Genomic DNA, 16,908 nt, shown 5'->3' on the forward strand with positions numbered 1-16,908 from the left:
GGGAGGGGTCGTTCGATTCGATGCGGGTCGGCTGGTCGCAGGAACGGTTCGTCAGAGCGAGTCGGCGCTGATGACCTCGCCGCCGCTGCGGGTCCCGAGCGCCCAGAAGGCCGGCCGCGACACCGAGTCCTTGACGAACCGCACGGAGCCGTCCGACAGGACCATGTTCACGCCGCCCGAGTGGTTGCTGGTGGGGGGCGCGGAGCCGTAGACGTCCTGGCCGTTGGTGTTGCCGCCCGCCTGGGTCGAGGCGCAGGCGACCGAGTTGGGCGAGCCCATGTGGTTGTAGTTCGAGAAGTTGACGTAGAAGGGGTAGGCCTGGAACCAGTCGCCGCGCGTGCCGCCGATGCCCGTCGTGGTGGCGGGGAGGCTCTGGCAGGCGGAGATCTCGGCGTTCACGGCGTCGGTCGTGGCGGCGATGTTCGTCATCCCCGGGGCCGCGAAGTGGACGCGCTTGGCCCTGGGCATCGCGCCGGGGGTCGCCGTGGCGGCGTTGTTGACGCCCGTGAGGACTTCGCTGAAGAGGGCCGTGTTGCTCGTGCCGTCGGTGATCGAGCTCATCTTGACGGTCGCCGACGAGCCGACCAGCCACTGGTCGTCCGGGTTCTTGCTGGGCGTGGGGATGAACGTCCCCGAGAACGGCTGGAGCTGGTAAGGCCCGCCGTAGTTGCCGACGTAATTGCAGAGGCTCACGTTGCGCTCGGCCCCGTCGGACGGGCAGAGGAACGAGGCGACCTGGGTGTTGAACACCGTGGTGTTCTTGTTGTAGAGGCCGAACCCGTCGGTCGCGTTGCTGGCCACCGGACCCACGTTGTAGGCGTTCCAGAGCGTCCCCTGCTCGATGAACGGCAGCATGCTAAGCACGCCGCTGGGGCCCCACCCCCAGTTGTCGACCGGCGACGGGTACATGCAGCTCGGGATGAACGAGCCGTGGGTGCTCTCGTAGTTGTGGAAGGCGAGGCCGATCTGCTTCAGGTTGTTGACGCACTGCGAGCGCCGGGCGGCCTCGCGCGCCGCCTGGACGGCCGGCAACAGCAGGGCGATCAAAACCGCGATGATGGCGATGACGACGAGCAGCTCGATGAGCGTGAAACCGCGGGGCTTGCGTGAATTCATGGAGGCGTTCCTTGAGTGAAGACGATCGTGACGAAAGACGAGGGACCGCCGGCCCGAGAGGCCGACGTCAGGATCAAGGCGGGCGGGTCTCAGCGGCCAGGCAGGCGACCGTTCGCGGGGATTGAGGAGGCGGCCGCCGCCTTCTTCAGCCGGCTGGCCACGGCCTTGGGGTCGCCGCCGAGGGCGTGCTGGCTCCCGGCCTGGCCGAAGCTCTTCTCGTCGCGGGGCGCGGCGGCCTGCGTGGTCGGGCCGTCGCCGCACCCGGGAGCGGCGGCGAGGGCCGCCAGGACGAAGCACATCGAAAGAACTCGCATTCGGCCGATCATCGGGACTCCTTCTGTTGAGGGCGGCGTGGAAGTCGAGGGACGCATGAACCCATCGTTAAATAGAGGCGCGAACGCTTTAAAACTTGACATGATGAACACACTTTCACATTATTTGGGGCGAGACGCCCTCGTCGGCGGTTGCAGCGCGCGGCCGCAGCGACCGGGAGGGGTGACGAACGAGGCCTGGGGGCGAGGAGGTTTGGAAGGACGCGGGCTGACGCGCTTTAAGGCATCGATGCACAACTAGTCGACCGCACTGGCGAGGTCTCAGGGGCTGCAAGGTCCCCTAACTCGTTCGTTGTCTTATGGTTAATCCAGGCAAGGGGATTGGAAACCGAAAGTCTTAGTGCAAGTCTCGTTCCATTGCGAGCAACCGGCGCGTAAAGCGGCCCCGACGCGGCCCGGCCGTGAGGCCGAGTCGAGTCGGGGCGCGATGTTGGAATCGAGGAGTGTCCGAGGATGGATCGAACCGGGAAGCCGATCAGGGCTTACGGACGAGCCGGGCGGCGAGGTCGCGGACGAACTCCGGCGGCGCGAGCGGGAGAGTCCCCGAGGCGGGTCGGACGACGTCCGTGCGGACCACGAGGCCCTGGAACGTGTCCCACCATTCGACGCTCCAGGCGTCGGTCGAGGCGGTGGGGACTTTCAGGGTCAGGCCCGCGCGGGGGGCCGGGGAGGTTCCGTCGTAAGGGTCGCGCCAGGTGCTGCGGCGGTCGTGGACCCAGAGGACCATCAGGTCGTCGCCGGCGATCCCCAGGGCGTCGACGTCGGGGAAGCGGCTGGAGCGGTACGCCGGCAGGGTGATGGAGCGGACCTGCATCCAGTCGCCTTCCAGGTTGGCGATCGCCAGCTCGTGGCGGCCGGCGGGGACCTCGACGGCGACCTCCTCGTCGTACGAGGCGACCCAGACCTTGTAGGGCTGCAAGAGCCTCGCCGACTTCCACGGACCCTTGCCGGGCTCGCCGGCGGGAAGCGGTCGGTTCACGGCCTCGCGGCCGTCGACGGCGATCCGCAGGCGCGCCCCCGAGCAGACGTCGCCGATGCGGACGAGGACCTTGCCGGGCTTCGGCATGTCGAGCGTCCAGACGACCTCGGAATACAGCTCCTTGCCGTCGCCCCCGCGCTTCGGGCTGCCGAGCGTCTGGGCGATCGGCCCCCCCTGCACCGTCCCGTCCTGGAGCGCCTGGTAGTGGTTTCCCGGCGACCGGCCCCAGCCCTCGGTCGCGACGAGGGTCAGGTCCTGGAACGTCTCGACGCCGCCGGGCGGGGCCGCGACGGCGATGGCCTCGATGGGCTTCATGGGGTTCTTCGTCCAGTCGATCGCGTCGGCGAACTTCCGGACGGGGGTCAGGACGTGATAGACGTCGCGGGGGTGGACGTAGCTGTCCCAGTACCAGAGCATCGCGGTCCCCGCCGCGCCCGAGGCGACCGACGCCCACGCGCCGTTGTGCATGTTGAGCCCGTGGCCCTGGGGGTCCCACTTCTGGTCGCCGGTCTGCCAGTCGATGCCGAATTCGGCGAGCAGGTAGGGCTTGCCGAACTTGAGGTTCGCCACGGCCTCGCGGCGGATCTTGGCGGTGAAGTCGAGGACGTCGCCGGCCTGACCGTACATGTGCGTCATGGTGAAGTCGACGTTGCGGTCGTTCCAGATCGGCGGCGTGCCGTAGCTGGTGCTGACGAGCCGGCGGTTGGGGTCGATCTCACTGAGATAGGCGGCCATCTCGCGGGTCCAGGCCTCGACGGCCGGGGTCGGCTCGACCTCGTTCCAGAACTCCCAGGCGAAGACGAACGGCGAGTGGCCCCAGCGGGCGACGAGGTACCGCAGCCGCTGCTTGTAGAGCTTGCGGGCCGTGGCGTCGGTCCAGAAATCCTCGGGTTTGGAGCAGGGGCCGCCGTTGCGGGCGTTGTAGGGGTTGCTGACCCAGCTCCCCTCGTTGAAGTAGCCGCCCACCTTGAACTCGCCGTAGGTGCCGATGCAGTACATCAGGCGGACGCCGTGCGTCTCGGCGATGCGCAGGACCTCGTCGAGCCGCCAGGCGTTGTCGAGCGCGTAGCGGCCGAGGCCCTGGTACGAGCCGGTCCCGGCCTTGGGCGTCGGGTTGGGGCTCCATTCCAGCCCCTTCTCGTTGAACGCGAGCCAGAGCCGGGCCCAGTTGCCGCCGGCCTTGCCCAGCGCTCCGAACCAGTTCTCGTAGCTCGCCAGCGGGTTTCGCGCGTTCGCCCAGCAGACGTTCTCGCCGATCGCGAAGTACGGCGAGCCGTCGTCGAACGCGAAGTAACGCGGCGATTTGGCCGCGACCCGGACGAAGCCCGGCGACTTCGAGGCGACCGCCAGGAACGTCAGGGCTTCGGAGCGGACCTCACCGCTGGCGTCCTTGACCTTGAGCGTGACAGTGTGCGGCCCGGCGATCGTCGGTGCGTAGCGGACGCGGAAGCCGGCCGCCCCGGCCGCCTTGAGCGTCTCGGCGCCGTTCCGCGTCTCGACCCGGAACGGGATGTGATAATATCCCGGCACGTTCACCTTCCGGCCGTCGGGCGCGGCGACCTCGGCGTCGACGGCGACCTGCCCGGGGTCGAACGGGTTGTCGTAGCGGGCGTGGACGTCGGCGTCGAGCGTCACCGTGGCGAAGACGTCGACCCGTTCGCGATCGAGCCGGGCCGATGCGACGGCCAGCGGCCGGGCGTCCCCTTGGGCGAGGACGCCGACCTTGCGGGCTTCTTTATCGAGGGCCCCGGCGGCCTCGGCGCGTAGGCTCACGCCGAACCGGATGGGTTTGCGCGCCAGGACCTCGCCGCCGCTCGTGGTCATCAGCAGGCTGAACAGCGGCGAGTCGAATTTGCGGTCGTCCTGGAGCTGCATCTGCACGTCGCGAGGGGCGATCCGCAGGCCCCCCGCACCGGGGCGTTCCAGCCCCAGCCACTCCGGCCGGCCGCTCCAGGCGACGTAGCGGTCGGCGTTCAACGCGGCCGGCAGGACGCCGCGCTCGCCACTCTGGTCGCCGACGAGATACGTGGTCTTGCCGGCGTGCTCGGCGGTCGCCAGGGAGCCCCGGAGGACCACGGCCTCCAGCTCGACGTCGCGGTCGGGGATCAGTTCGAATTCCAGGGTCGCGCCGTCGCGCTCCCGGATGATCCGCTCGATCAGGACGCCGGACAGGGCGCCGCTCAGGGGCATCGTGTAGGTCGTCGTCGCGCCCGCCTTGTGGACCTTGACCTTCGCCGGGTCGACGGCCCGCTGATTCGCCAGGTCGCCGCTCCACCCCGGCTTGACCACCGAGACCGCCAGGTCCGAGAGGTAGGCCGCGTCCCCGACGCGGACCCCGACGACCCCGCGGGCGTCGGCCTCGACGGCGAGCTGGCCGTACGAGGATGAGGGGATCAGGGCGACGAGCAGGACGATCCAGGGCGCGGTCTTCATCGACGAGCCTTTCGCGAAAGAGCGGGGTCAGCCTCCGGTCGGCTCGGCCGGCTGCTGCTGGGAGAGGCAGTGGAGGGTGCCGAGGCCCAGGACCAGGTCGACGCAGTGGATCCCCACGATGCTCCGGCCCGGGAACAGCTCGGCGAGGGTGTTGAGCGCGACCCGATCATTCGGGTCGTTGAAGGTGGGGACGATCACGACGCCATCGGCGATGTAGAAGTTCGCATAGCTCGCCGGCAGGACGTCGCCCTCGAAGGTCACGGGCGCGGGCATCGGCAGCTCGACGACGCGCAGGGGCTCGCCGTCCTGGTCGCGGGCCTCGCGGAGCCGGCGCAGGTTGTCCTGGAGCGGCTCGTGGTTCGGGTCGTCGACGTTCGGCTCGACGACGGCGACGACGGTCCTCGCGTCGACGAACCGGGCGATGTCGTCAACGTGGCCGTGGGTGTCGTCGCCGTGGACGCCCCGCCCGAGCCAGACGACGTTCGAGACGCCCAGATTCTCGGCGAAGACGCGCTCGTATCCCGCGCGGTCCAGGCCGGGGTTGCGCTCCTGGACGTCGCTGAGGAGGCATTCCTCGGTCGTCAGCAGCGTCCCCCGGCCGTTGACGTCGATCGAGCCACCTTCCAGCACGACGCGCCGAGGGGCGCCGTCGATCTCGACGCGCGGGGCCCAGCGATGGAGGCCCGTCTCCTCGGCGATCCGGCGGCCCAGTCGCCTGTCCTCGTGATAGTTGTCGTACTTGGCCCAGGCGTTGAACTTCCAGTTGACCATCGCGACAGGGCCGGCCGGCTCGCCCTCGACGCCGCTGGGGGCGCCGTCGCGGACGACGAACGTGGGGCCCGAGTCGCGGAGCCAGACGCGATCCGTCGCCGCCTTGAAGAAGCGGACGCGTTCCAGGTTCACGCCGGCTTTTTCGAGGACCTTCGCCGCCGCACGCTTCATCGCGCCGTCGGCGACGACCACGACGACCGACTTCTCGTGACGGCTCAGGACGCGGACGATCTCGGAGTAGACCCAGGGCGTCGGGGCGAACTTGCCGGGCCAGTCCTCGTGGTTGTAGGGCCAGGCGATCCAGGTCGCCTCGTGCGGCTCCCATTCGGCGGGCATACGGAATCCGAGCTGGGCGGGCGTGGGGCTGGTCATGGAGAGGTCCGGGCGTGGTGGGCGTCGAGCGGGGCTGGCCGCCCTGGGCCTGGAAAAATGTTCGGATGCAATCGCCGATCCTGGTTCATTCTCTCCAGGGTGGGATGCTGTGCGCCGAGCCGACGCTCGGGCGTCCCGGCAGACCTGGCTCGAGGCGGTCGAAATAAAAAAAATTCGACGACCGAAGCCAAATCCTGGAGCCGATTTCTGATCTTAGGTAGTTTACATGTAAGCGTTTGCGTCGATCGGGTTCGATGGTCGTCCGGGCGCACGAACCCAATCTCCGTGACGGCGCTCAGGACCCGTCCAGGAACCGCTGGGTGATCGGCGCGTAGGCGTCGATGCGGCGGTCGCGGAGGAAGGGCCAGTTGCGGCGGGTCTCTTCCTGGAGGCGGGGGTCGCACTCGACGACCAAGATCTCCTCGCGGTCGCGGCTCGCCCGCGCGAGGACGCGGCCGAAGGGGTCGGCCAGGAACGAGCCGCCCCAGAACTCGATGCCGCCGTCGGCCGCCCCTTCGTGGCCGATGCGATTGATCGCCCCCACGAAGACGCCGTTGGCGATCGCGTGGGCGCGCTGCATGGTCTCCCACGCGGACGCCTGGGCCTCGCCGAACTCGGCCTTCTCGCTGGGGTGCCAGCCGATCGCCGTGGGGTAGAAGAGGACTTCCGAGCCCTGCAAGGCCGTCAACCGGGCGGCTTCGGGGTACCACTGGTCCCAGCAGACGAGCGTGCCGACGCGGGCGTGCTTCGTCTCGAAGCTCTTGAAGCCGAGGTCGCCGGGGGTGAAGTAGTACTTCTCGTAGTACAGCGGGTCGTCGGGGATGTGCATCTTGCGGTAGCGGCCGACGAGCGAGCCGTCGACGTCGAGCACGACGGCCGTGTTGTGGTACACGCCGGCCGTCCGACGCTCGAAGATCGAGCCGACGACCGTCATCTTCGCCTCGCGGGCGACCTTCGCCAGGGCCTCGGTGGTCGGCCCGGGGATCGGCTCGGCGAGGTCGAACACCGCCGCGTCCTCGGTCTGGCAGAAGTAGGGCGTCAGGAACAGCTCGGGCAGGCAGGCGACCTGCACCCCTTTCGACGCCGCGTCGCGCAGCATCTCCGACGCCCGACGCAGGTTGTCGTCGGGGTCGGCCGAGCACCTCATCTGGATCAATCCCACGCGGAACGGCGGGCGGTTCGCCCTCATGCGCGTCGAGCCTCGAAACCTACAAGTCTGTGAAATCGCTTTCCCAAGGACATGTTACCAATACGCCCACCGACCGGCTAACGCGCACCGCCGAAACCCGGCGGCGTACGACCGGCGATGTGGCGGCGAATCCGCCGGCCGTCGAGTGTCGGCTCGCACCGACTGCGCGGCTCATCTTGTGAAGAGCCAGGTCGCGGCCTCGCGGGCAATTTCGTCCGGTACGGAGTGAGGACCGACGAATTCACGGTAGGCGACCTCGTAGCCCGCGTCCCGGAGTTTCGGCAAGATCACGCGACTGCAACGCTCCATCGGCAGGACCGAGTCGTTCGTCCCGTGTGAGAGGTAGATGCGGGGCCGACCGTGCCGCTTTCCCGGCGCCATGAAGCCGGGCGAGAAAGCGATCACCCGGGTGAACAGGTCGCCGTTGGTCAGCCCCAACGAGAGCGCGTAGCTGGCACCGTCGGAGAACCCGCACACGACCACGCGATCCGGGTCGACCGAACATCGGCCGAATGTCTGAGCTAGCGACTGCTGGATGACCTCGACGTCCGGACCGAAGCTACCAAGAATGGCGTCCCAGGTCCGGCCGCGGGACGAAGGGGCCAGCAAAATCAGGCCGGCGTCGTCGGCCTGCCCTCGAAGCAGAGCGATTCCGTCTTTCGCGTCGCCGCGCGCCCCGTGGAGCACGACGACCAGCGGCGCGGGCCGCTTGGGCCGGTAACCGACGGGCACGTACAACAGGCCGTCTCGAATTTCGTCCATGCCGAGCCGATGCAGCCCGGCCGCGGCAGCCTCCGTCAGACGTCCTGGCCGAGCGGAGAGTCGGCCGCCGTCTCCCTCGGAACCATCCAGGGTCGATCGTCCGGCCCTCATAAGCGCCTTGATCTCCTCGGTGCCATCGACGGGCTCGGCTTCACCCATCCACGAGACAGCCGCGACGGCCGCCGCCCCGACGACCGAGAGAAACAGCGTCATCCACGGCGGCCGGTCCGCGGATCGACTTTTATCCCGAATCCAAGAGGAACCCCACCGCATCCCGCATCCCCCGCCCCCCATTTCTCCACCGCCGATTCCCTCACCTGTTGTACGGCTGGACGCGCCGGAATGTTAGGACCTGAAACTGAGTCGAAGGTCTTGATACCACCATACCCTGGCCAGGCCCCCAGACCGGCCCCGGTTGAATCGCGGGGCTGTCGCCGGTAGGCTCTGTTCGACGTCCGCGGGGCCGCGCCCGCCGCTTCCAGATCCTTCCTCCACGCAGAAACAGGGACCTCGCCGCAATGGGAGCCGAAGAACGCCTCGCCGCCTTGAAGCTGGAGCTGCCCCCCGCCCCGAAGCCGGTGGCGACCTATGTCACGGCCCTGCGCGTGGGCGAGTTCCTCTACGTGTCGGGCCACGGCCCGCTGAAGCCCGACGGCACGATGATCTACGGCAAGGTCGGCGACGACCTGGACATGGAGGCCGGGATCGCCGCCGCGAGGCAGACCGGGCTGGCCATCCTGGCGACGCTCAAGGACCACCTCGGCTCGCTCGACCGCGTCGTGCGATTGGTCAAGACGCTCGGCCTGGTCAACTGCCCGGCCGACTACAAGGACCAGCCCAAGGTCATCAACGGCTTCTCGAACCTCATGCAAGAGGTCTTCGGCGAGGCCGGCGTGGGCACCCGGAGCGCCTTCGGCGCGGGGTCGCTGCCCGGCGGGATGGCGATCGAGGTCGAGGCCATCTTCCAGGTCAAGGATTGAGGCCCCCATGGGTCGCCTCGACGGCTCGCGCTGCCTGATCGTCGGCGGGACCGGCGGCATCGGCCTGGCCTCGGCCCGGCGGTTCCGCGACGAAGGCGCGCGGGTCGTCGCCTGCGGCCGCTCGCCCGAGACCTGCGCCGCGGCGGCCGCCGACCTCGGGCCCGGCGTCGCCGTGCTCACGGCCGACGCCGCCGTCCCGGAGGACGTCGACCGGTTGTTCGCCGAGGCGGTCGAGATCCTCGGCGGCCGGCTCGACGTGCTCTTCCACGTCGCGGGCCTCAGCGGCCGGCGGTTCGGCGACGGGCCCTTGCACGAGTGCTCCGTCGCCGGCTGGGACGCCGTCCTCGACGCCAACGCGCGGTCGACGTTCCTGACCGACCGCGCGGCCGTCCGGCAAATGTTGATGCAGGAGCCCGATGCCCGCGGCCTGCGCGGCACCGTCCTGAACATGGGGTCGGTGCTGGGCTGGTCGCCCGCCCCCGACTTCTTCGGGACGATCGCCTACGCGGCGAGCAAGGGGGCCGTCGAGGCGATGACGATCGCCGCGGCCTCGCGGTACGCCCGCGACCGCATCCGGTTCAACCTGATCGCCCCGGCCCTGATCGAGACGCCGATGGCCGCGCGGGCCTGCGGCGACCCGGCGATCCTGGCCTATCTGGCGGCCAAGCAGCCGATGGCCGGCGGCCCCGGCTCGGCCGAGGACTGCGCCGAGGCCGCGCTCTTCCTGTGCGAGCCGGCCTCGCGGTTCACGACGGGCGTCGTCCTGAACGTCGACGGCGGCTGGTGCGTCTCCGAGGGCCGCCTCCCCGACGCCCCCCCTCCCCCGACCTTCGAGAAACCATGAGCGACGACGTCCTCTCCCAGTACCTGCGCGCCGCCCGCGCGGGGCTTGACGCGATCGAGGCCACCCAGCTCCCGGCCGTCCGCCAGGCGGCGGGGCTGTTCGCCGATGCGATCCTGGCCGACCGGCTGGTCCACGTCTTCGGCACCGGGCACTCGCGGATGGCCGTCGAGGAAATGTTCCCGCGCTACGGCTCGTTCCCCGGCTTCCACCCGATCGTCGAGCTGTCGATGAGCTTCCACAACCCGGTCGTCGGGGCCAACGGCCAGCGCCAGGCGATGTTCCTGGAGAACGTGCAGGGCTTCGGCCCGGTCCTCTGGCGGAACTTCGCCGTCAGCCCCGCCGACGTGCTGCTCGCCGTCTCCAGCAGCGGCTGCAACGCGGTGACGATCGACGTGGCCGCCGAGGCGAAGCGGCTCGGCATGGCCGTCGTCGCCCTGACGTCGCGGGCCAACGCCGACGTCTCGACCTCCAAACACGAGTCGGGGCGGAAGCTCCACGAGGTCGCCGACCTGATCCTCGACCACCAGGCCCCGCCGGGCGACTCGGCCGTCTGGATCGTCGGCCTGTCGACCCCCGTCTCCCCCGTGTCGACCGTGACCGGCTGCACCCTGATCAACCTCGTGAAGGCCGAGGTCGCCCGCCTCCTGACCGAAGCCGGGAAACCGCCGAAGGTCCTCACGTCCGCCTTCCACCTCGGCCCGGAAGCCGCCCTCCGCCTGTTCGAAGAGACCTACGACGACTACCGGCGGCGGATCGGGGTCCTTTACCGCTGAAGGTCGGTCCCTCCCGGCCACGAGGCCACGGGCCTGGTCCGCATTCCGGACCATGCGACGTGCGCGACCCGGGACCGCGGCCGCGCCAACGCCGCGAGCCGGCCCGCGATCGCGACCGCAGGTTTCGCCGCGCGCCCCCCGGCGCCGGGCCCGCTCGACGGGGGCGGGGCCGCGATCGCCAGTGTCACGCCAGCCGGGCGGCTCGCCGACGTCGAGGCTGCGGCCGTCGCCCGCACGGCCGCCTCCGGCTGGATCGTGAGCTTGTAGACCCTCGTCGACGCCATCGTGTTCCAGGGGTCGCCCAGGTAAACGAACTGGAAGTAGTGGTCGCCCACGGCGAGGTTCCGGGTCGCGAACGTCGCGATGGAGCTCGAAGTGCCGTCCCCGGCGTCGACGACGGGGACGAGCGCGATCGGCCGGCCGCCGTCCAGCACCATAACGCCCCCGGTCGGCGGCCTGTCGAGGAGGGTCGTCGCGACCCGAACGACGAGCGAGACGAGGTCGCCCTCGCCGGCGGTCCGCGGGGCGGCGACGGTCAGCAGCGAGGCGTCCCGGGTCACGATCTGGTGGAGGGTCGCACTCACGGCCGGGAAGTGGTCGAAGGTCGGCCCGTAATCGATCCGGACCTCATGCGTCGCGGCCGTCATCGGCACCTTGACGATCCAGTTGACCCATCCGTCCACCAGCGGGGCCCAGACGGCCCAGTCGCCGAAGGACGCCCGGACGGACCCCGTGGGCGGGCGGCCCGGGTCGGATGATCGGAAGTGGGCGAGGATGCCGGTTTCCTGCCCGACGGTCATGGGCCGCATGTAGACATCAATGGAGACCGAGTCGGGCACGACTTCGATCGAGTAGGGGCCGGACGTGGTCGTCGCGCCATGCTCGTCGACGAGCATGGCGCGGAAGAGTCGGCCCGAGTCGTCGAGGCTCGCCGTCCGCGTGTACCACGGCCGCGACGCGCCGTGGATGTCGACCCAGGCCTCGCCGTCGGCGTACTGCCACCGCACCGACGCATAAGTGCCCTGGACGTCCGCCGCGAAGGTTACGGATTCCCCCCGGACGACGCGGCCCTCGGCGGAGGGCGCTGCGGGCGAAGGAGACCAGGGCCCCCCCGCCCCGCCGCCGGCTCCCGAGGCCGCCGGGGCCGTCCCCGCGAGCGGCGCGGCGAGCCCGCCGGCAACCGAGGAGCCCGTCGGCCTGATCGTCACGCGATAGACGCCCGACGACGCCGCCGAGGTCGTCGGGTCGCCCAGGTAGACGAGTTGGAGGTAATGGTCGCCCGCCGCCAGGCCCCGGGACGAGAACGTCGCGACGACTCGGCCGCCCGCGGCGGTCGTCTGCTCGAACGCGATCGGCCGCCCGCCGTCCAGGAAGATCACGCCGCCGCGAGCCGTCGCGAGCGACGACGATGGCGAGATCACCGCGGCGAGCGAGACCGGATCGCCTTGCGCGGCCTCGATCGGGGCTTCGAGCGTCGCGGTCGCCCCGGCGCGGGTGACGACGAGCATCTCGCTCACGTTGTCGACGACGATTTCGCCGCCCTCTCGGGCCTGATAATACAGGCCGAGGAAATGAGACCCGACCGGCATGGTCGGAGATATCCAAAACGTCGCAAGCCCGCCCTCAATCGTCCTATCCTCAGAGTAGTAATCACCGAGCGACAACGTCAGGACGCCGCCGTCGGGGATCGTCGTCAGGGCGTCCGTCGAGGCGACGCGTACGGTGATGGTGGCGCCGACGGTGCCGTAGGGGAGCGGATTCCGGCTGATGTAAGTCGAGAACGAGATCGCGGGCTCGACCACGACGAGCGCGGCCGGCGCGCCGACGGCCGACTCCCCCGATCCGGGGTCGGTGACGACGACGCGGACCAGCATGCCGGAGTTCGCCGCGACGGCGTCGACGGTCAGCCAGCTTTGCGTGTGCCCCGCGACCGTCGCGGTCGACGACGTCCCCTCGGCGGCCGACCAGGTCGCGCCGCCGTCGCGGCTGGCGTCCCACCGGGCCGACAGGCCGGGGTCTGCCGCGGCCGCCGTGAACGTGGCGGTCCGCCCCGCGATGACCCGCACGTTCGTCGGCTGGTCCAGGATGAGCGGGCTCGGCGCGAACGCGTAGGAGTCGACCTTGATCGTCCCCTCGCCGCCCGCAACCGAGCCGTATCGAGACGCGCCGACGTACAGGAAGCCGCCCCGGGCCGCCAGGGCCGCCCCGAAGTGGTCGTCGACGGCCGGGTCGTTCGGCGAGTCGAGGCGCGACTCGACATGCCAATCGTCGCCCCTGCGGACGAAGACGTAGACCGAGCCCGCGCGGTGGGTCGGCGACGTCAGGTTGGTTGTGGCCGCAACGGCGACGGTGCCGTCCTCGTTCAGCGCGACGCGGCCGGCGATCCCTTCGGTCGAGTTCGGATCGACGTCCACCGCGAGTTCCCCCGTGCGCGCCCAGTATCCGCCAAACCGGGTGTAGACCTGGATGGGGGCGGCTTCACGAGGGGAGCCGGGCCCGAAGGCCCCGCCGACCAGCGCCGTCCTGCCGTCGCCGCTGATCGCGACCGAGTCGCCGAACAGGATCGCCTGCTCGGGGGCGGGCATCGTCGCTTTCCCGGCCCAGGACCAACCGTCGACCGGATCGAGCCTGAAGAAGAACGCGACACGGGCGTCGGACCCATCTTCCAACCTCGAGGTGGGCCCGCCGACCACGAGGTTCTCGCCCGCATCGTCGAGGGCGATCGGACCGTCGGAGTCGAAGCCGCCGCCGATGTCGGGCGACGCGATTCGCGAGGCCAGAGCCCAGCCTTCGGCCCCCGCGCGGTAGATCAGGATCGATCTCAGGGAGGGCCAGCCGTCCGGGCCGACGGCGAATCCGGTCACTGCGATCGTCCGGCCGGAAGCGTCGACGGCCGCGGCCGTCCCGAACGTAAGGTCGGCCGGCGCCGTCAGGGTCGTATGGGTCGGATCGGCCCAGCCGTCGACGCCGCGCGTGTAGACGCTATACTCGTCCTGGCTCATCGTGGGGGCGTCTTCCCGGCCCCCGGCGACGAAGGTCGAGCCGTCGGCGCTCAGGGCGACGGACGCGCCGAAGCGGCTTCGATACGCCGGCTCGCTGCGTTGGATCCGTCCCGTCTCCGCCCAGCCGTCGGCGGATTTCTCGTAGATCAGGACGAGCCCGGAGAGCGGCACGCCCACCGCCATCGTCGAGCCGTCGGCCGAGACGGCGATCTGGCACCCCCCGCCGGGGAGATCCGCCGTCACCGACGACGACTGGACGTACGGGTCCACGACGAGGGGATAGACGGCGTCGGCGTCGTCGACGCGGATCGCGACGGTCGGGCCGCCGGGGGTGGCGTCGACGGTCATCGCGGCGGGGATCGCGCGGCCCTCGGCGTCGTAGGCGATCAGCCCGCCGTAGGTCGCGACGGGCGTGCCGTCGGCGCGGGCGAGGGCGACGGACGTGCCGCCCGGCAAGGCGGTCGGGATCAGGCCGCCGACGGCGAGGGCGATCGTCAGCGGGCCGTCGGCCGGGGAGCCTTCGGGCCGGGCGTCGAGCGTGAAGCCCTGCTGGAGCCCGAGCGGGCCGTTGACGAACCACTGCGAGACCGCGCCCTGGTCGTACGCGACGCGGTTGGCCTCGACCGTCGCCGCGCCGGGGCCCAGGGGCCGGATGTCGTCGCCGTAGCCGACGCCCCGGACGCTCAGCGACCAGGCGTCCGCCCCGGACCCGATCCGGAAGCCCTCGGCGGCGACCGTTGCGGCGTATCCGTTGACGGCGTTGTCGAGCGCGTACGCCCCGCGGGCCGCCTGCGCCGCGTACGAGACGTCGGCCCGGCCGAGCGACTCCGAGACGGCGTACAGGGCCTCGATCGGCAAGCCCGGGGCGGATCCCGAACTCGGCGTCAGGCGGTCCTCCAGGCGGTCGACGGCCGGTCGCAGCCGCGCGGTCCTCCGGCTCGAGGAACGATCTCGGCCCGCCGGGAGTCGTCCCGGCCCCGGCACGCGGGGGTCGCCCATCTCGGTTTCTCTTTTCGAAGGCCCGTCGCCCGGCGGGGAGCACGGGCGGCGTCGCAGGTTGGCTTCGTCGGCTTCGACGCCGCGAGTCTACCATGTTCTCAACCATGGCTGAAGGCCCGAGCCGGGAGCCTCCTGGCGGCGGAGCGGGCGTCGGGCTACGATCGCGAGCGTGGGGACCTGGCTCGGGCGGACGTCGGGATGGGGCGGCCATGAAACGTTGTGGATGGGCGAAGGACGAGTTGGCGATCCGCTACCACGACGAGGAGTGGGGCGTGCCCGTCCGCGACGACCGCCGATGGTTCGAATTCCTGATCCTGGAGGGGGCCCAGGCCGGGTTGAGCTGGGACACGATCCTGCGCAAGCGCGGGAACTACCGCCGGGCCTTCGCCGGGTTCGACCCGGCCGCCGTCGCCCAGTTCGACGCGGCCGACGTGGAGCGGCTGATGGCCGACCCGGGCATCGTGCGGAATCGCCTGAAGGTCGCCTCGGCCGTCCGCAACGCCGCGGCGTTCCTCGAGGTCCAGGACGAGTTCCGGACCTTCGACGCCTACATCTGGCGGTTCGCCGACGGCCGCCCGATCCGCAACGCCTGGAGGACGATGAAGGAGGTCCCGGCCAGTTCGCCGGTCTCCGACGCGATGAGCAAGGACCTCAAGAAGCGCGGGTTCAACTTCGTCGGCTCGACGATCTGCTACGCCATGATGCAGGCCACGGGAATCGTGAACGACCACCTCGTCGACTGCTTCCGATACGCCGATATCGACCAAGGGTAGCCGGGTCGCGGGCCCTCGCGAATCGCCGTCGGGCGCGTGGGCGCCGATCGCGGGAATTGCGTGCTAGGCTCAGGCCGTCGTCCCTGATAGTCTCTTCGAACCGGCGACGACGCCCGCGCGGCTTTCCGCCGAGCCACCTCGACCCGAACAAAACCCGCGCGGGCGACCTCGGGCGAGGCGGCCCGGCGCGAGCCTGGGGAGTCGCGCCGTGACGATCGATTCGTACCCCGTCGGCTTCCTCGTCCTGATCCCCGGCTGCGTGGCGGCCTCGCTCGTCGGCCTGGCCCTGGTCCGCCGTTCCCTGCACCGGCACGACCTGAAGGCGATCCAGGACGTCGCGAGCTATCTTTACGCCGTGGTCGGCACCCTCTACGCGGTGATCCTCGGGCTGATCGTGGTCGACTCGATGAGCAAGTTCTCGGAGGCCCGGCTGACGGTCGAGTCGGAGTCGAACGCGATCTCCGACATCGCCCTCTTCGCCTCCCAGCTCCCCGGCGATACGTCGCGACGGGTCCGGAGCATCATCGCCGCCTACGTGAAGTCCGCGACCGAGCGGGAATGGCCGCTGATGGCCAGCGGGCGGACGTCGCCCGAGGCCCGTGCGCTCGCGGTGGACCTCTCCCGCGCCGTGCTCTCCTTCGAGCCGAAGTCCGAGCGCGAGTCGGCGATCTTCGACGCCCAGCTCGGATCGGTGACCCAATTCTGGAACAGCCGCCGGACGCGGCTCCTGATCGCCTCCCAGCGCGGGCTGCCGTCGCTGGAGTGGATCGTCCTGATCGCCGGCGGGGTGATCACGGTGGGGTTCACGTACTTCTTCAAGCTCGACGACTTCCGGCTCCAGCTCGCGATCACGGCCATGCTCTCGGCCGTGATCGCCCTGAACCTGTACCTCATCCTGATGTTCGGCTCCCCCTTCTCGGGCGACGTCAAGATCGACCCCGACGGCTTCAGCCTGACGCGATACATCCTCGACGAGGTGCCCGAGAACTGATTCGACCGAGATGGGTCGCCGAGGCGCAGGAAGTGAATCACGTTACGCGATAAGGCAGATCCGCCGCGACTCGTTTAGAGGTGGCGCGTCGATCGGACGTAAAGGAGATGCGGCTCTCTCAGAGGGATGCGGAACTCGTTGCGGGAGGGATACTCTTCCGCAACGGCCACGATCTCCGAGCCATCCACGGCGACCGCCGTGAAGGCCTCAGAATTGGAGAGGTGCAACACCCAGATCAATCCTCCTCCGGGCGGACCGGCCACCGCGACGAATCCCTCCCCTTCGAAAAACCCGCCGCCAGCCTCCACAACCACTCCACTTCCGGGTTCCAGGCTCCGGCACAGTGTATCGACCTCGATCCACTCGCCGGCCCGGCGGGACAGGAGGGATGAAAGGGTTTCGGGCGGACCTGATTGGTATCCGAACTCCGGGGATCCAACAAGCGGGACGAACAGCCCCGTGGCGTAGAGGATGCCATTCTCGGATCGACACTCGTGACGCTCCCATTTGCCCGTTGCGATCCCCATAGCGACACCTTCGCGAGAGGCGACTTACGACTGTCACACAGAAGCCTTTGGAATTTCATTCTATT

The 16,908-nt window shown here is 69.9% G+C and carries 13 protein-coding genes; 5 read left to right on the forward strand and 8 right to left on the reverse strand.

Annotation, left to right across the window (positions count from 1 at the left end; all coding sequences use genetic code 11):
- Positions 1 to 51: 51 nt before the first annotated feature.
- The 6 genes from PZE19_RS20210 to PZE19_RS20235 form a co-directional block, all read right to left on the reverse strand.
- Positions 52 to 1,116 carry a DUF1559 domain-containing protein gene (locus PZE19_RS20210; protein ID WP_277862406.1) on the reverse strand — a complete coding sequence of 355 codons (1,065 nt, stop codon included), beginning with the start codon at positions 1,114 to 1,116 and terminating at the stop codon, positions 52 to 54.
- Between the two features lie 89 nt (positions 1,117 to 1,205).
- Positions 1,206 to 1,430 carry a hypothetical protein gene (locus PZE19_RS20215; protein WP_277862407.1) on the reverse strand — a complete coding sequence of 75 codons (225 nt, stop codon included), beginning with the start codon at positions 1,428 to 1,430 and terminating at the stop codon, positions 1,206 to 1,208.
- Between the two features lie 493 nt (positions 1,431 to 1,923).
- Positions 1,924 to 4,860 carry a DUF5060 domain-containing protein gene (locus tag PZE19_RS20220; RefSeq protein ID WP_277862408.1) on the reverse strand — a complete coding sequence of 979 codons (2,937 nt, stop codon included), beginning with the start codon at positions 4,858 to 4,860 and terminating at the stop codon, positions 1,924 to 1,926.
- A 27-nt stretch (positions 4,861 to 4,887) separates the two neighbouring features.
- Positions 4,888 to 6,003, reverse strand: a complete 1,116-nt coding sequence (locus PZE19_RS20225) for an agmatine deiminase family protein (RefSeq protein WP_277862409.1) — start codon at positions 6,001 to 6,003, stop codon at positions 4,888 to 4,890.
- A gap of 295 nt (positions 6,004 to 6,298) precedes the next feature.
- Positions 6,299 to 7,192, reverse strand: a complete 894-nt coding sequence (locus tag PZE19_RS20230; protein ID WP_277862410.1) for a carbon-nitrogen hydrolase — start codon at positions 7,190 to 7,192, stop codon at positions 6,299 to 6,301.
- Positions 7,193 to 7,363: 171 nt separating this feature from the next.
- A complete protein-coding gene (locus PZE19_RS20235; RefSeq protein ID WP_277862411.1) occupies positions 7,364 to 8,167 on the reverse strand; it encodes an alpha/beta hydrolase in 804 nt (267 codons plus the stop codon).
- 305 nt (positions 8,168 to 8,472) lie between these two features.
- Between PZE19_RS20235 and PZE19_RS20240 the strand changes: the two genes are divergently transcribed.
- From PZE19_RS20240 to PZE19_RS20250, 3 genes are read left to right on the forward strand one after another with little or no spacing between them, the layout of a single operon-like run.
- Entirely contained in the window at positions 8,473 to 8,934 is a 462-nt protein-coding gene (locus PZE19_RS20240) for a RidA family protein (RefSeq protein ID WP_277862412.1), read from the forward strand.
- Positions 8,935 to 8,941: 7 nt separating this feature from the next.
- Entirely contained in the window at positions 8,942 to 9,778 is an 837-nt protein-coding gene (locus PZE19_RS20245; RefSeq protein WP_277862413.1) for an SDR family NAD(P)-dependent oxidoreductase, read from the forward strand.
- Positions 9,775 to 10,551, forward strand: coding sequence for a sugar isomerase domain-containing protein (locus tag PZE19_RS20250; RefSeq protein ID WP_277862414.1), 777 nt, complete (start codon positions 9,775 to 9,777; stop codon positions 10,549 to 10,551). Before PZE19_RS20245 ends, PZE19_RS20250 begins: the two co-directional genes overlap by 4 nt.
- Here PZE19_RS20250 and PZE19_RS20255 read toward each other — a convergent pair.
- Positions 10,542 to 14,552, reverse strand: coding sequence for an Ig-like domain-containing protein (locus PZE19_RS20255; protein ID WP_277862415.1), 4,011 nt, complete (start codon positions 14,550 to 14,552; stop codon positions 10,542 to 10,544). The two genes, PZE19_RS20250 and PZE19_RS20255, sit on opposite strands and share 10 nt — an antisense overlap.
- Positions 14,553 to 14,761: 209 nt before the next feature.
- Between PZE19_RS20255 and PZE19_RS20260 the strand changes: the two genes are divergently transcribed.
- Both PZE19_RS20260 and PZE19_RS20265 read left to right on the forward strand, forming a co-directional pair.
- Complete coding sequence (locus PZE19_RS20260) at positions 14,762 to 15,325, forward strand: DNA-3-methyladenine glycosylase I (RefSeq protein ID WP_277862416.1); 564 nt, start codon at positions 14,762 to 14,764, stop codon at positions 15,323 to 15,325.
- 208 nt (positions 15,326 to 15,533) lie between these two features.
- Entirely contained in the window at positions 15,534 to 16,316 is a 783-nt protein-coding gene (locus tag PZE19_RS20265; RefSeq protein ID WP_277862417.1) for a bestrophin-like domain, read from the forward strand.
- A 74-nt stretch (positions 16,317 to 16,390) separates the two neighbouring features.
- Here the strand turns inward: PZE19_RS20265 and PZE19_RS20270 are convergent, their stop codons facing one another.
- Positions 16,391 to 16,843, reverse strand: coding sequence for a hypothetical protein (locus PZE19_RS20270; protein ID WP_277862418.1), 453 nt, complete (start codon positions 16,841 to 16,843; stop codon positions 16,391 to 16,393).
- Between the last annotated feature and the right edge of the window lie 65 nt (positions 16,844 to 16,908).

Origin of the sequence: Paludisphaera mucosa (genome assembly GCF_029589435.1) — a bacterium.
GTDB lineage: Bacteria > Planctomycetota > Planctomycetia > Isosphaerales > Isosphaeraceae > Paludisphaera > Paludisphaera mucosa.

Excerpts from the sequence above, each read along its gene's own strand:
- PZE19_RS20210 (WP_277862406.1), bottom strand. The coding sequence starts at position 1,116 with ATGAATTCACGCAAGCCCCGCGGTTTCACGCTCATCGAGCTGCTCGTC.
- PZE19_RS20215 (WP_277862407.1), bottom strand. The coding sequence starts at position 1,430 with ATGCGAGTTCTTTCGATGTGCTTCGTCCTGGCGGCCCTCGCCGCCGCT.
- PZE19_RS20220 (WP_277862408.1), bottom strand. The coding sequence starts at position 4,860 with ATGAAGACCGCGCCCTGGATCGTCCTGCTCGTCGCCCTGATCCCCTCA.
- PZE19_RS20225 (WP_277862409.1), bottom strand. The coding sequence starts at position 6,003 with ATGACCAGCCCCACGCCCGCCCAGCTCGGATTCCGTATGCCCGCCGAA.
- PZE19_RS20230 (WP_277862410.1), bottom strand. The coding sequence starts at position 7,192 with ATGAGGGCGAACCGCCCGCCGTTCCGCGTGGGATTGATCCAGATGAGG.
- PZE19_RS20235 (WP_277862411.1), bottom strand. The coding sequence starts at position 8,167 with ATGACGCTGTTTCTCTCGGTCGTCGGGGCGGCGGCCGTCGCGGCTGTC.
- PZE19_RS20240 (WP_277862412.1), top strand. The coding sequence starts at position 8,473 with ATGGGAGCCGAAGAACGCCTCGCCGCCTTGAAGCTGGAGCTGCCCCCC.
- PZE19_RS20245 (WP_277862413.1), top strand. The coding sequence starts at position 8,942 with ATGGGTCGCCTCGACGGCTCGCGCTGCCTGATCGTCGGCGGGACCGGC.
- PZE19_RS20250 (WP_277862414.1), top strand. The coding sequence starts at position 9,775 with ATGAGCGACGACGTCCTCTCCCAGTACCTGCGCGCCGCCCGCGCGGGG.
- PZE19_RS20255 (WP_277862415.1), bottom strand. The coding sequence starts at position 14,552 with ATGGGCGACCCCCGCGTGCCGGGGCCGGGACGACTCCCGGCGGGCCGA.
- PZE19_RS20260 (WP_277862416.1), top strand. The coding sequence starts at position 14,762 with ATGAAACGTTGTGGATGGGCGAAGGACGAGTTGGCGATCCGCTACCAC.
- PZE19_RS20270 (WP_277862418.1), bottom strand. The coding sequence starts at position 16,843 with ATGGGGATCGCAACGGGCAAATGGGAGCGTCACGAGTGTCGATCCGAG.